This window comes from Nocardioides sp. CER19 (genome assembly GCF_029846275.1).
Classification (GTDB): domain Bacteria; phylum Actinomycetota; class Actinomycetes; order Propionibacteriales; family Nocardioidaceae; genus Nocardioides.
On record NZ_JARVWS010000004.1, the window covers coordinates 255,738 to 269,230 of the forward strand.

The following is a 13,493-nucleotide window of genomic DNA, read 5'->3' on the forward strand; positions in this document are numbered from 1 at the left end:
CGATCAGCTGCGGGGGCGCCACCGCTTCCACAGCGCGGTGCCCTCGGCGCGCACCTTGCCGTCCCAGTCGAGCCTGACCTCGCACGTCATCTCGTCCTCGCTCGCCGCGGTGATCTCCGCGACGAGCGAGACCGGCTCGGTGAGGGGCGCGGGGCGCCGGTAGCGCACGTCGAGGCCGGCGGTGACGTAGGGCAGCGCAGCTCCCGCCAGGGGCGGCCATCCGTGGCCGTGAGCGGCGTGGACGACGGCGGCGGCGCTGTGGCAGTCCAGCAGCGTCGCGATGATCCCCCCGTTGAGGTAGCCCAGCCCGTTGTCGTGCTGGGGCCACGGCATGAACGTCGCCGTCGCACCCCACTCGCCGTCGGCGAGGCTCTTGAGCCGCAACCCGTCGGCGTTCGCCGGGCCGCAGCCGAAGCAGGTCAGGTCCGGGAACCACGTGTCCTGGATCGAGTCGCCCATCACTCCCCCATCAGCTCGCGCAGGTCCTGGTCCACGTGGGCGTCGGCGAGCTCCCCCGCCCGGCGGGCGGCGGCCAGCGCGTCGACGGTCCCCAGCGCCGAGAGCCGGTCGACGATCGCGTCGGTGGCCGCCGCCGGCTCCTCCTCCAGCGGTACGTCGGCCAGCAGGGCGCAGTCGACCGCGCCGCCGTCCGGCTCGGGACCGAGCGCGCTCGGCCAGGCACCGATCTCGAACCGGAGCGCGGCGGACGGGGCCGGGCCGTCGGAGCGCAGGTCGACGTACCAGACCACGTCGTCCCCGGGCAGCCGCCAATGCCCCTTCCGCAGCGCCACCTTGCGGGCGCGGAAAGCCTTGGCGACCGCGGCTCGGCGGGCCTTCTGATCCATCCCCCGGACTCTAGTGCGGGCCGATCGCGGTGGACGGAGCGGGCGGTCGGGTGGAGAGTGGACGAGATGGAGGTCCTGGAGAGGGAGCCGCAGCTCGGGGCGCTCTCCGACTATGCCGCCGACGCCCGCGTCGGTCACGGCCGGCTGGTGCTGGTCGCCGGCGAGGCGGGCGCCGGGAAGTCGACCGTCGTCGCGGAGCTGCGCCGGCGTGCCCGCGACCTCCGCTGGGCGGAGGGCGCGTGCGACGGGCTGTCGACGCCCCGGCCCCTCGCCCCGCTCTTCGACGCCGCCGGCCAGCTGGGCGGCGACCTGCTCGAGGCCTGCCGGCGGGGAGCACCACGCGACCGGCTCTTCGCGCTGCTGCTGGACACGCTGTCGGCCGAGCCCACGGTGCTCGTCGTCGAGGACGCTCACTGGGCCGACGAGTCCACCCTCGACCTACTGCGCTTCCTCGGCCGCCGGATCGGCCGGACCCCGTCGCTCCTGGTCGTCACCTACCGCGACGACGAGCTGGGCGCCACCGACCCGCTTCGCCTCCTCCTCGGCGACCTGGCCCTGCAGCGCACGACGCGGCGCATCGAGGTGGGCCCGCTCTCGGCGGCCGCCGTGGGACGGCTCGCGCGCGGGAGCGGTCACGAGCCCAGCCAGGTCTACCGGTTGACGGCCGGCAATCCCTTCTTCGTGACCGAGGTGATCCGCAACGGCCACCACGCGCTGCCGCCCGCGGCCCGTGACATCGTCCTGGCCCGGCTCGCCCGCGTCTCGACGCCGGCCCGGCACGTCGCGGCGGCGGCCGCCGTCGCGGGCGCGCAGATCGACCCCGACCTGCTGGGCACGGCCTCCGGTGCCACCTCCGGCCACCTCGACGAGCTGCTCGACTCCGGCATCCTGCGGAGCGACGCCACCGGGCTGCGCTTCCGGCACGAGCTGGGTCGGATCGCCGTGCAGCGCCAGCTGCCGGCCCACCGGCGCCGCGACCTCCACGTCCGCCTCCTGGCGGCGATGATCGCGCACGAGATCGACGACGAGGCCCTGCTCGCCTACCAGGCCGAGGGCGCCCACGACACGGACGCCGTGCTGCGGTTCGCACCGCTCGCCGGCCGGCGTGCCGCCGGTCTCGGTGCGCACCGGGAGGCGGCCGCCCAGTACGAGCGGGCGCTGCGGTTCGCGGGTGGCCTCGACGCCGGTCGGCGGGCCTCGCTCCACGCCGCCCTGGGGGCCGAGCTCTCCCTGCTCGACCGGTGGGCCGACGCCGCGTCGGCCTGGGAGACGGCGCACGCGCTCTACCGCGAGATCGGGAACGTCCGGGACGCGGGCGACGCGCTGCGCCGGCTCGCGCGGGTGAAGTGGCGGCTCAACCAGGGGCCGGAGGCCTACCGGCTCTCCGGGGCCGCCCTGGAGCTCCTCGAGCCGCTCGGTGAGTCCGAGCAGGTGGCGCGGGCGCTCGTCCTGCACGGGATGCACGAGCTGCAGCAGGGTCACCCGGACGAGGCGCTCCGGCTCACCGACCGGGCCGAGATGCTGGCCGGGCGGCTCGGCCTCCCCGACGTGCTCGCCGACGCGCTCGACAACCGGGGCACCGTCCTGATGACGCTCGGCGACCCCCAGTGGGACGGCGCCCTCCGGCAGGCCCTCGCCATCTCGGTCACCGCCGGCCTCGACGACCAGGCGGGGCGCGCCTACGCCAACCTCGTCGCGGGGCTCGTCGACGAGCACCGCTACGCCGCCGCGGAGCGGGCCTACCTCGACGGCACCGCCTTCTGCGAGGACAACGACGTGTCGACGTACGGCGTCTGCCTGGCGGGGTCCCGCGCGCTGATGCTCACCCGGCTCGACCGCTGGGACGAGGCGGAGGCCGTCGCGAGCGAGCTGCTCGCCCGGCCGACGCTGTCGCCGTCCAACCGCTTCGCCCCGCTGGTCGCGCGCGGGCTGAGCCTCGTCCGGCGGGGCGACCGGAGCGGCGAGCAGGCGCTCGACGAGGCGGTCGGCCACGCGCGGGCGACGGGCGAGCCCACGTGGCTCGTCGAGACGGTCCTGCCTCGGGCGGAGGCGCACTGGCTCGCCGGCGACCGTGGCCGGGCCGCGCGGCTCCTGGGGGACGTGCTCCCGCTCGCGTCATCGGTCAACCGGCCGCTCGGCGGGTCGCTCGCCGTGTGGGCGCGGCGACTCGACCTGCCCCGGCCGGAGGGCCTGGCTGACGAGTCGCTGCCCCTGCCCGTCCGCCACTCGCTCGCCGGGGACCACGCCGCCGCGGCGCGGGCGTGGGAGGAGGTCGGCTGCGTCTACGAGGCCGGCCTGGCCGCGTGGGACGGCGGCGCCGACGACGACCTCCGCGCGGCCCTCGACAGGTTCGACCGGCTCGAGGCCGGTCCGGCCGCCCGGCTGACCAGGCGCCGGATGCGCGAGCGCGGCCTGGCCAAGGTGAGCGTCGGGCCGCGGGCGGCGACCCGGGCGCACCCGGCCGGGCTCACGGCCCGGGAGCAGGAGGTGCTGGCTCTCATCGCGATGGGGCTGAGCAACGGAGAGATCGCGGAGAGCCTCGTCATCTCGCCGCGGACGGTCCACCACCACGTGTCGGCCGTGCTGGCCAAGCTCGGCGTGACGACCCGGCGCGAGGCGGCCCAGGTGGCCGGCCGCCTGGGCGTCGTACCCGCCGAAAGGTAGGCACCGGCCCGCCCAGCATGTGCAGGCCTGCTCACCATGCTCCTCGCGGGCCCGGCCGTGGCGAACCGCATCGACGACAACGGCGGCACCGACCCAGCCACGACCCAGCCACGAGCCATCCTCGACCGACGCGGCCTGCGCGCCCGCGCCGAGCCCGGGCACCATGCCGACCCCGGTGCCGACCGCCCAGCAGCCCCGGCGGTCGCTGCTGCGCGACTGACCGGCGCTCAGAAGTCCAGGTCCTCCTCGGACAGGTTCCCGCCACCCGCCACGATGAACTCCTTGCGCGGCGCGACGTCCGAGCCCATCAGCAGCTCGAACACTCCGGCGGCGCCCTCGGCGTCGTCGACGGTGAGCCGGCGCAGCGTGCGGTGGCGCGGGTCCATCGTCGTCTCCGCCAGCTGGTCGGCGTCCATCTCGCCGAGACCCTTGTAGCGCTGCGGGTTGTCCTTGACCGCGATGTTCCGCTTCTTCAGCTCGGCCAGCTTCCGCTGCAGCTCGTCGTCGGTGTAGGTGTAGATGTACTTGTCCATCCCCTTCTTCGGGTTGGACAGCTCGATGCGGTGCAGCGGCGGGACGGCCGAGTAGACGCGGCCGGCGGCCACGAGCTCGGGCATGTACTTGAAGAACAGCGTGGCCAGGAGCGTGCGGATGTGGGCGCCGTCGGAGTCGGCGTCCGCCATGAAGATGATCTTCCCGTAGCGGGCGGCGTCGAGGTCGAACGTCCGGCCCGATCCCGCGCCGACGACCTGGATGATCGAGGCGCACTCGGTGTTCTTGAGCATGTCGGCGACGGACGCCTTCTGCACGTTGAGGATCTTGCCGCGGATCGGCAGCAGCGCCTGGAACTCGCTGTTGCGGGCGAGCTTGGCGGTGCCGAGCGCCGAGTCGCCCTCGACGATGAAGAGCTCGGTGCGCTCGTTGTCGGCGGCGCGGCAGTCGGCGAGCTTGGCCGGCAGCGCCGAGGACTCCAGCGCGTTCTTCCGTCGCTGCGTCTCCTTGTGCTGGCGCGCCGCGATGCGGGTCTTGGAGGCGCCGAGCACCTTCTCCATGACCAGCTTGGCCTGCGTCTTCTCCTTGGTCTTGGTCGAGGTCAGGAACGACTTGAGCTCTGCCGCCACGACCTTGCGTACGACGGTCCGCGCGGCCGGCGTCCCCAGGATCTCCTTGGTCTGGCCCTCGAACTGCGGCTCGGCCAGGCGCACGGTGACCACGGCGGTCAGGCCCTCGAGGACGTCGTCCTTGATGACGTCGGTGTCGTTGACCTTGAGCACCTTCGCGGCCCGCATGGCGTCGTTGAACGTGCGGGTCAGGGCGTTCTCGAAGCCGCTCACGTGGGTGCCGCCCTTGGGCGTGGCGATCACGTTGACGAACGAGCGCAGCTCGGTGTCGTAGCCGTTGGCCCAGCGCAGCGCCACGTCGACCCCGAGCACGCGCTCGACGTCCTGCGGCGTCATGTGCCCCTTGTCGTCGAGCATCGGCACCGTCTCGGTGAAGGTGTCGGAGCCCTGGAGCCGCAGCACCTCGGTGACCGGGTCACCGGTGGAGAGGAAGTCGACGAACTCCGCGATGCCGCCGTCGTGGCGGAACTTCTCCTCGACCGGGGTGTCCTCGCGCAGGTCGCGGATGACCAGCTCGAGGCCGGGCACGATGAACGACGTCTGCCGGGCTCGGCCGATCAGCTCGTCCCAGACGTACTTGGCGTCCTTGGTGAAGATCTGCCGGTCGGGCCAGAACCGGATGAGGGTCCCGGACTTCCCCTTCGCGACGCGGGCGCCCTTGCGGGTCAGCCCGCTCTGGGGCGTGAACCCGGCAGCCGGACCGTCCGCGTCGAACACGCCGGGCACGCCGCGCTGGAAGCTCAGGCCCTGGCGGGACGGCGACCGGTCGACGTCGATGTCCATGCGGGAGGACAGCGCGTTGACGACGGACAGGCCGACGCCGTGCAGGCCACCCGTGGCGGCGTACGACGACCCGCCGAACTTGCCGCCCGCGTGCAGCTTGGTCGCCACGACCTCGACGCCCGGGAGGCCGGTCTTCGGCTCCTTGTCGGTGGGGATGCCGCGTCCGTTGTCGTAGACCTCGACGGAGCCGTCGGCGTGCAGCGTGACCTCGACCCGGTCGGCGTGGCCGGCCAGGGCCTCGTCGACGCCGTTGTCGATGATCTCCCACACGCAGTGCATGAGGCCACGGGTGTCCGTGGAGCCGATGTACATACCGGGACGCTTGCGAACGGCCTCCAGGCCCTCGAGGACGAGGAGGTGGGCGGCGTTGTACGTGCTGTCGATCGTGATGCTCCTAGCGCGGGTGGATACCGGAAATCTACCTGCGACACGCCGCACGACGGTGCAGGGACGCGCGTTGAGAGGGGGCTTAGCGTGACGCGGAGAGGCACAGACGTCACGAAGCGGACACGATCGGCGCTCGTGGGCCGAAACCGCAAGCGGATCCGTGGCGCACTCGTCAGACTGGGTACCCGGACAGCGACGTTCGGGGCACGGAATGGCGATGAACCCGACGCAGGACCATGGTTGGATGGAGGTGGTGGGTGACACAGTCCCTGGGGAATCTTCAACCCCGCGACTACGTTGCACCTGTCACCGACAGATCGAGAAATGAGGCCGATGTGACAACTGCCGTTGCCAGCTCCCAGCTGACGGCTGCGGACCGCTGCGACCGTTGCGGGGCCCAGGCATACCTTCGTGTCGAGCTCCAGTCCGGTGGCGAGCTCCTCTTCTGCGCGCACCACGCCCGCGAGCACGGTGACAAGCTCAAGGAGATCGCGGTGAACTTCGTCGACGAGACCCACAAGCTCACCAAGAACCCTGCGCCGGCGCCCGACGACGAGCACTGAGCCCACAGACCCTGACAGACAAAGAAGGCCCCGGACGGTGTCCGGGGCCTTCTGCTTCCCTAGGGTGGGCCCGTGTCCGGCATCGAGATCGTCGTCGCGCTCGCCATCGCCGTGGGCCTGGCGACCACCGTCGTCCCGGTCCTGCCGGGCACGCTGATCGTCGGCGGCGCGATCCTGCTCTGGGCCTCCGAGACGGGCGGTACGACGGCCTGGCTGGTCTTCGCGGCCGCGGCCCTGCTGCTGATGGCCGGCGCGATCGTGAAGTACCTCGTCCCCGGCCGGCGCCTCAAGGACGTCGGCATCCCCCTGTCGACCCAGCTGGCCGGTGCCGCGCTCGGGATCGTGGGGTTCTTCGTCGTGCCGGTCGTCGGCCTCTTCCTCGGTTTCGTCCTGGGCATCTTCCTCGCGGAGCTGCGACGGCTGGGGCACGCCCAGGCGTGGCCGTCGACCAAGCACGCCCTCAAGGCCGCGGGCCTGTCGATCCTCATCGAGCTGCTCTTCGGGCTCCTCGCGGCCGGGGCCTGGGTGGTGGGGGTCGGCACCACCTAGGGTGCTGTCTCCCATGGCCGTCCTCCTCGCCCTCCTCTCCGCGCTCGCCTACGGCACCTCGGACTTCATCGGCGGTGTGATCTCCTCGCGCATCCCGCCCTGGACGGCCGCGTTCTGCTCGGAGATCACCGGGTGCGCCGCGCTGGTGCTGCTCGCCCTGGTCGACGGCGGCTCGCTGAGCCTCGAGGGCGCCGCGTGGGGCGTCCTGTCGGGCGTCGGCAGCGGCATCGGCCTCACCTTCCTCTACCGCGGCCTCTCCTCGGGACGGATGGGCGTCGTCGCGCCGGCGTCAGGTGTGCTGGCGGCCCTGGTGCCGGCCGCCGTCGGCGTCCTCACCGGGGACCGGCCGTCGGAGCTGGTCTGGACCGGCATCGTGCTGGCCGTGCCGGCGACGTTCCTGGTCGCCCGTGAGCCGTCCGGGAGCGCCACCACCGGCCCGTCAGGGCTCGCCGAGGGCATCCTGGCCGGGTGCGGCTTCGGCGTGGGCTTCGCCGCCATCGCCAAGGCGCCCGACGCGGACGGCTTCTGGCCGGTCGCGCTGAGCCTGCTCGTCGGTGCGGCCGTGGTCGTCGTCGGCGCGGTCGCCGCCCGGGCCGACTGGGTGCCGCGCAACGCGACGGCCGCACTCTCGACCAGCACCGGCGTCCTCGCCGCCGCTGCGCTCGCGCTGTTCCTGGCGTCCCTCGACCACGGCATGCTCACCGTGTCGGCCGTCATCGCCGCGCTCTACCCGGCGGCGACCGTCCTGCTCGCGATCACCGTGCTCCGCGAGCACGTCCACCGCGCCCAGGCGATCGGGCTCGGCCTGTGCGCGATCGCCGTGACCCTGGTCGCCGCCGGCTGACGACAACCCTCAGCCGGCGACCGGCTGGTCGACGGTGAACGGCTCGGGACGCCCGAAGAGGAAGCCTTGACCGAGGTCGCACCCGAGGCCGGCGAGCACGCGCGCCTGGTGCTCGGTCTCCACCCGCTCGGCGATCACGTCGACGCCCAGCGAACGCGCCATCGCGACGATCGCCTCGAGGATCGGCGCCTCGGGTGAGCCCTCCTGGATGCTGTCGATGAAGGTGCCGTCGATCTTCAGGACGTCCAGCGGCAGCCGGTCCAGCCACCGCAGGGAGGAGTAGCCGGAGCCGAAGTCGTCGATGGCGATCCGCACGCCGAGAGCGCGCACCTCGTGGAGCGTCCGCACGACCTGTGGGTCGCCCTCGTCGTAGATGCCCTCGGTCACCTCGAGCATCAGGCGTGAGCCGGGAAGCCCGTAGCGCGCGAGCGTCTCGCGCACCGTGCCGACGTAGTCGGGGTCACGCAGCTCGCGTACCGACACGTTGACCGAGACCGAGGCGAGCTGCTGGTCGCTCTCCCCCGCCGCGCGGCACGCCTCGTCGAGCGTCCACGCCCCCAGGGACCGGATGGCGCCCGTCCGCTCGGCCTGCGGGACGAACTCGAGGGGCGGGACCAGACCGCGGCTCGGGTGCGCCCAACGGACCAGCGCCTCGACCCCGACCACCGCGCGGTCCGTGAGGCGGACCAGCGGCTGGTAGTGCAGGACGAGCTCCCCGCGCCGGATCGCGGTCTCGAGCTCGCTCGAGGCACGTCCGGGGTCGCCGTAGACGGCGGTCTGGTTGCGACCGGCCGCCTTGGCGTCGTAGAGGGCGACGTCGGCGCGGCTGAGCAGCATCGAGGCGGAGTCGCCCGGCTCCCACGCGGCGACGCCGGCGGACGCGGCGACGTCGGGGGCCAGCACCTCACGCAGCGCGTCGGCGAGGTCGGCGGCCGACCCGAGGGTCCCGCCGGGTACGACGATGGCGAACTCGTCGCCGCCGTACCGCCCGATGACGACGTGCTTGGGTGCGACCGACCGCCACCGCTGCGCGCACATCTTGAGCAGCTCGTCGCCACGCTGGTGCCCGTGGCGGTCGTTGATCTCCTTGAACCCGTCGAGGTCGAGGAGCACGAGCGAGAGCCGCATGCCGTCCGTGCGCGCCCGGTCCAACGCCTCCCGGAGCCGGCGGTCCAGGCCGCGCCGGTTGGCCAGGTGGGTGAGCGGGTCCTCCTCGGCGGCGTCGGCGGCACGCGAGATGGACGCGACCACGAGCGCGACCCCGATGCACACGCCGTTGAACGTGACGACCGTCTGCCATGGGATCCCGACGTGCGGCAGCACGAACGTCGTCACGAGCAGGACGTGCGCCATGTGCAGCGCCACGCCGAGGAGCGGGAAGAAGAAGGCCGCGTCCAGGACGACGAAGAGGTAGATCGCCATCGTCGCGCCCGCCACCGGCGTGCCCCGCCCGAGGACGATCTCGGCGGTGGTCAGCGCGTTGCCGCCGACCACGCAGACGTGGAACATCCACCGCGGGAAGCGGCGCCCGAACCGGAGCGTCACGGCACCGGCGGCCAGGCCGAACACGGGTGCCAGCGTGAGCCAGAGGAGATGGGTGCCCGGCGGATCGACGACGACCAGCAGGAGGCCACAGGCGGAGCCCAAGAGATACATCGCGCCCGTCGTGAACGCCACCACGGGGATCGTCGCCACCGCCGGGTGCTGCTTGCTGGCGGCGAGCTGACGCCACAGCGCACGGACGAGGGACATGCGGGCCTATCGGCAGGGATGCGGACGACCCAAGGCATTTCGCGGCACAGATCACACGCGCCCCGGCTGCGGGTGCAGCCGGGGCGCGTGAGAACAGGCTGGGATCAGTCCAGGTAGTCGCGCAGCACCTGGGACCGCGACGGGTGGCGGAGCTTCGACATCGTCTTGGACTCGATCTGCCGAATCCGCTCGCGGGTGACGCCGTAGACCTTGCCGATCTCGTCGAGCGTCTTCGGCTGACCGTCGGTCAGGCCGAAGCGCATGCTCACCACGCCCGCCTCGCGCTCGGAGAGCGTGTCGAGCACGGCGTGCAGCTGCTCCTGCAGCAGCGTGAAGCTGACCGCGTCGGCCGGCACGATCGCCTCGGAGTCCTCGATGAGGTCACCGAACTCGCTGTCGCCGTCCTCGCCCAGCGGCGTGTGGAGCGAGATGGGCTCGCGGCCGTACTTCTGGACCTCGATGACCTTCTCCGGGGTCATGTCGAGCTCCTTGGCCAGCTCCTCCGGGGTGGGCTCGCGGCCCAGGTCCTGGAGCATCTGGCGCTGGACGCGGGCCAGCTTGTTGATGACCTCGACCATGTGCACCGGGATGCGGATGGTGCGGGCCTGGTCGGCCATCGCGCGGGTGATGGCCTGTCGGATCCACCAGGTGGCGTACGTCGAGAACTTGTAGCCCTTGGTGTAGTCGAACTTCTCGACCGCGCGGATCAGACCGAGGTTGCCCTCCTGGATCAGGTCGAGGAACAGCATGCCGCGGCCGGTGTAACGCTTGGCGAGGCTGACGACCAGTCGGAGGTTTGCCTCGAGCAGGTGGTTCTTGGCTCGGCGGCCGTCCTCGGCGATCCACTCGAGCTCCTCCTGGAGCTTCGGCGTGATCTTGCCGCCCTTGGCCAGCTTCTCCTCGCTGAAGAGGCCGGCCTCGATCCGCTTGGCGAGCTCGACCTCCATCTCCGCGTTGAGGAGCGGGACCTTGCCGATCTGCTTGAGGTAGTCCTTCACCGGGTCGGCGGTCGCGCCGGCGACCATGACCTGCTGCTCGGGCTCGTCGGTGTCGTCGGCGGCCGAGACGACGAAGGAGGCCTCCTTCTCGTCCTCGGCGATGGTCGGGTCGCTCGCGACGTCCTTCTCGAACTGGTCGTCCGAGATGTCGGGGAGCACCTTCTTGCCGTCGGGGCCGACCTTGGCCGGGGCCGCGCCGCCCTCGCTGTCGGCGTCGTCACTGTCCGTGTCGGCCTCGTCGGCGTCGTCAGCGACCTCGGCGTCGTCCTCGAGCGCAAGCGCGTCGATGTCGACGTCCTCCAGCTCGGCGTCGTCGCCGTCGTCGTCGGCCTCCGCGTCAGGAGCCGCCTTCGCCGGTGCCTCGTCGGCTGCCTTCTTCGCCGCCGGCTTCTTGGCGGCGGTCTTCGCGGTCGTCGTCTTCTTGGTGGCCGACGTCGCCGCGGCCGCCTTCACGCCGGGCGCACCGAGGTCCACCGAGATCCCGAGCGTCATCAGATGACCGAGGAGCGCCTTGAGGTGTCGAGGTTCGACGGCGGCCTGCTCGGTCGCCTGTCGAACCTCCTCCGGCGTGACGCGACCGGTGGGCCTGGCCCGGTCGATGAGCGACACGACTGCCGGGTGGCTGAGCACCTCGGCGGGGATCTTGCGTGCGTTCGAGGACACGAACACCTCTCGTGAAAGTGGCTTCGGGGCGCGGCAAGGCCCGGATACGTCAAGAGCCGCGTACCCATTCTGCCACGGGCTTCGCGAACCTACGTCACCAGCCGCTCACGCGCGCGCTGCGGCTTCCTTCGCCGCAGCCTTCTTCTCCTGCTTGTAGGCGCGGACCTTCTGCAGCGACTCCTCGTCGACCACGTCCGCGACCGACCGGTACCCATCTTCGGCGTAGGCACCCACCGCCGCCTCCCATCCCTCCGGACGTACGCCGAGCTGCTTGGCCAGGAGGGCGACGAAGATCTGGGCCTTCTGCTTGCCGAAGCCGGGCAGCGCCATCACCCGCTCGAGCAGGTCGGCGCCGCTGCTGGCCTCGTTCCACAGCCGGGTCACGTCGCCGTCGTACTGCGTGGCGACGACCCCGGCCAGCTCCTGGAGCCGGGCCGCCATCGCACCGCCGTAGCGGTGGATCGCCGGGGGTCGCCGGCACAGGTCCGAGAAGGCCTCCGGGTCCGCGGCGGCGATCCGCGCCGGGTCGAGGCTCCCGAACCGGTCCAGCACCTTGGCGGGGCCCGCGAAGGCCCGCTCCATCGGGAACTGCTGGTCCAGCATCATCCCGACGAGGAGCGCGAAGGGGTCCTCGGCGAGCAGCCGGTCGGCGACGGGGTCCTGGGCGATCTGGATGGCCATGCGAGCCATCATCGCGCACGCGCGGCTCGGCGGGACACGGCGCCGTTAGGCTCGCGCCATGAGCAAGTCGCAGGAGATCAAGGTCGCCGACCGCACGATCGGCGCCGGGGCGCCCGTCTTCGTGATCGGCGAGATGTCGGGCAACCACAACGGCGACCTCGACCGGGCCCTGCGGATCGTGGACGCGGTCGCGGCCGGCGGCGCCACGGCGCTCAAGATCCAGACCTACACCGCCGACACCCTGACCATCGACGTCGACACCGAGCCGTTCCGGGTGAAGGGCGACCACGGGCTGTGGGGCGGCCGCAACCTCTACAGCCTCTACCAGGAGGCGCACACCCCCTGGGACTGGCACCGGCCGATCTTCGACCGCGCTCGCGAGCGCGGCCTGATCCCGTTCTCGACGCCGTTCGACCCGACGGCCGTGGCGTTCCTCGAGAACCTGGGCGTCGACCTCTACAAGACGGCCTCGGCAGAGATCATCGACCTGCCGCTGATGCGTGAGATCGCGCGGACCGGAAAGCCGATGGTCGTCTCGACCGGGATGGCGACGCTGGCGGAGATCGACGCCGCGGTCAACGCGATCCGCGGCGCCGGCAACAGCCAGATCGTGCTGCTGGCCTGCACCGCTGCCTACCCCGCGCGGCCGGAGGAGGCCCGTCTCGGCAACATCGCCGTGCTCCGCGAGGCCTTCGACCTCCCGGTCGGCCTGTCGGACCACACGCCGGGCGTCGGCGTGGCGGTGGCCGCCACCGGCCTGGGCGCGGTCGCCATCGAGAAGCACGTGACGCTCGACCGCGCCGACGGCGGCGTCGACTCCGAGTTCTCCCTCAATCCCGACGAGCTCGCGACCCTCGTCACGGCCGCCGAGCAGGCCCGGCTCGGCGTCCGCAGCGGCGTCGCGTTCGGACCGACCGACGAGGAGCGTGCGGTGCTGGCGCTGCGCCGGTCGCTCTACGTCGTCGCCGACGTCGCGGCCGGCGACGAGGTCACGGCGGCCAACGTCCGCTCGATCCGGCCGGCGGGCGGCCTGGCGCCCGACGAGTTCTCCGCCGTCGAGGGGCGGCGGTTCAGCCGCGACGTCAGCCGCGGGACGCCGCTGACGTGGGACGTGCTCTGACCCGGTCCCGCCTTACGACCAGGCGGACCGGCGCTGGCGACGGCTGTCCGCGTCGGCACGCTCGAAGCGGTAGGCGTCGTACCAGTTGATCGCGGGGTCGCCCTTGGTGCCCTCGAGCCCTGACATCGGCACCTTCGCGACCAGCCGCATGCCCCTCGACTCGAAGAGGGCACGGATGTCGTGCGGGGCCTGCCGGTGCGTGACGTTGCCGGGCGGCTCGATCGCGAGCACCTGCGGCGCCAGGGTGGAGACCTTGTCGAAGACGACCTGCGAGGTCGGGTGGAGTGCTCGAGCACCGCCATCGTGAAGACGAGGTCGAAGCTGTCGTCCGCGAGCGTCGGCAGGATCTCCTCGGCCGTGCCGAGGTGGATCTCGGCATCGTCCAGCTGGGGATAGGTCTCGCGCAGGAGCGCGACCGCGTGCGGGCTGATCTCGATCCCAACCACCTCGTAGCCAGCGTCGGCGAGATGAGCGAGGTTGCGGCCGACGTTGCAGCCCACCTCCAGCACGCGCGATCCGGTGG

Annotated in this window: 12 protein-coding genes; 5 read left to right on the plus strand and 7 right to left on the minus strand. The window is 72.3% G+C overall.

Annotated features, from left to right (window positions below; translation table 11 throughout):
* Nucleotides 1–3: 3 nt before the first annotated feature.
* Nucleotides 4–459 (minus strand): PaaI family thioesterase, encoded by a 456-nt coding sequence (locus QDS12_RS20720; RefSeq protein ID WP_279882700.1) that lies wholly within the window; start codon nt 457–459, stop codon nt 4–6.
* A complete protein-coding gene (locus tag QDS12_RS20725) occupies nt 459–845 on the minus strand; it encodes a hypothetical protein (protein WP_279882702.1) in 387 nt (128 codons plus the stop codon). Before QDS12_RS20725 ends, QDS12_RS20720 begins: the two co-directional genes overlap by 1 nt.
* 66 nt (nt 846–911) lie before the next feature.
* Between QDS12_RS20725 and QDS12_RS20730 the strand changes: the two genes are divergently transcribed.
* Nucleotides 912–3,509: a LuxR family transcriptional regulator gene (locus tag QDS12_RS20730; RefSeq protein ID WP_279882704.1), complete on the plus strand. Its 2,598-nt coding sequence runs from the start codon at nt 912–914 to the stop codon at nt 3,507–3,509.
* A 227-nt stretch (nt 3,510–3,736) separates the two neighbouring features.
* Here QDS12_RS20730 and QDS12_RS20735 read toward each other — a convergent pair whose 3' ends face one another.
* A complete protein-coding gene (locus QDS12_RS20735; protein WP_279883498.1) occupies nt 3,737–5,803 on the minus strand; it encodes a DNA topoisomerase IV subunit B in 2,067 nt (688 codons plus the stop codon).
* Between the two features lie 332 nt (nt 5,804–6,135).
* Here QDS12_RS20735 and QDS12_RS20740 point away from each other — a divergent pair, with 332 nt between their 5' ends.
* From QDS12_RS20740 to QDS12_RS20750, 3 genes are all read left to right on the plus strand, one after another.
* A complete protein-coding gene (locus QDS12_RS20740) occupies nt 6,136–6,363 on the plus strand; it encodes a hypothetical protein (RefSeq protein WP_279882706.1) in 228 nt (75 codons plus the stop codon).
* A gap of 72 nt (nt 6,364–6,435) precedes the next feature.
* Nucleotides 6,436–6,912 (plus strand): DUF456 domain-containing protein, encoded by a 477-nt coding sequence (locus QDS12_RS20745; RefSeq protein WP_279882708.1) that lies wholly within the window; start codon nt 6,436–6,438, stop codon nt 6,910–6,912.
* A 13-nt stretch (nt 6,913–6,925) separates the two neighbouring features.
* Nucleotides 6,926–7,756 carry an EamA family transporter gene (locus tag QDS12_RS20750; protein WP_279882710.1) on the plus strand — a complete coding sequence of 277 codons (831 nt, stop codon included), beginning with the start codon at nt 6,926–6,928 and terminating at the stop codon, nt 7,754–7,756.
* Nucleotides 7,757–7,765: 9 nt separating this feature from the next.
* Here QDS12_RS20750 and QDS12_RS20755 read toward each other — a convergent pair whose 3' ends face one another.
* From QDS12_RS20755 to QDS12_RS20765, 3 genes are all read right to left on the minus strand, one after another.
* Nucleotides 7,766–9,508 (minus strand): bifunctional diguanylate cyclase/phosphodiesterase, encoded by a 1,743-nt coding sequence (locus tag QDS12_RS20755; RefSeq protein WP_279882712.1) that lies wholly within the window; start codon nt 9,506–9,508, stop codon nt 7,766–7,768.
* 104 nt (nt 9,509–9,612) lie between these two features.
* The gene (locus tag QDS12_RS20760; protein ID WP_279882714.1) at nt 9,613–11,175 is read right to left on the minus strand and encodes an RNA polymerase sigma factor; all 1,563 of its coding nucleotides are present in this window, start codon (nt 11,173–11,175) and stop codon (nt 9,613–9,615) included.
* Between the two features lie 99 nt (nt 11,176–11,274).
* Nucleotides 11,275–11,850 carry an HhH-GPD-type base excision DNA repair protein gene (locus QDS12_RS20765; protein ID WP_279882716.1) on the minus strand — a complete coding sequence of 192 codons (576 nt, stop codon included), beginning with the start codon at nt 11,848–11,850 and terminating at the stop codon, nt 11,275–11,277.
* A gap of 58 nt (nt 11,851–11,908) precedes the next feature.
* Between QDS12_RS20765 and pseI the strand changes: the two genes are divergently transcribed.
* On the plus strand, nt 11,909–12,970 hold the full coding sequence (pseI, locus tag QDS12_RS20770; protein WP_279882718.1) for a pseudaminic acid synthase: 1,062 nt from the start codon (nt 11,909–11,911) through the stop codon (nt 12,968–12,970).
* 12 nt (nt 12,971–12,982) lie between these two features.
* Here the strand turns inward: pseI and QDS12_RS20775 are convergent, their stop codons facing one another.
* Nucleotides 12,983–13,201, minus strand: a complete 219-nt coding sequence (locus QDS12_RS20775) for a hypothetical protein (protein WP_279882720.1) — start codon at nt 13,199–13,201, stop codon at nt 12,983–12,985.
* Between the last annotated feature and the right edge of the window lie 292 nt (nt 13,202–13,493).

Excerpts from the sequence above, each read along its gene's own strand:
- QDS12_RS20755 (WP_279882712.1), bottom strand. The coding sequence starts at position 9,508 with ATGTCCCTCGTCCGTGCGCTGTGGCGTCAGCTCGCCGCCAGCAAGCAG.
- QDS12_RS20750 (WP_279882710.1), top strand. The coding sequence starts at position 6,926 with ATGGCCGTCCTCCTCGCCCTCCTCTCCGCGCTCGCCTACGGCACCTCG.
- QDS12_RS20730 (WP_279882704.1), top strand. The coding sequence starts at position 912 with ATGGAGGTCCTGGAGAGGGAGCCGCAGCTCGGGGCGCTCTCCGACTAT.
- QDS12_RS20725 (WP_279882702.1), bottom strand. The coding sequence starts at position 845 with ATGGATCAGAAGGCCCGCCGAGCCGCGGTCGCCAAGGCTTTCCGCGCC.
- pseI (WP_279882718.1), top strand. The coding sequence starts at position 11,909 with ATGAGCAAGTCGCAGGAGATCAAGGTCGCCGACCGCACGATCGGCGCC.
- QDS12_RS20765 (WP_279882716.1), bottom strand. The coding sequence starts at position 11,850 with ATGGCCATCCAGATCGCCCAGGACCCCGTCGCCGACCGGCTGCTCGCC.
- QDS12_RS20720 (WP_279882700.1), bottom strand. The coding sequence starts at position 459 with ATGGGCGACTCGATCCAGGACACGTGGTTCCCGGACCTGACCTGCTTC.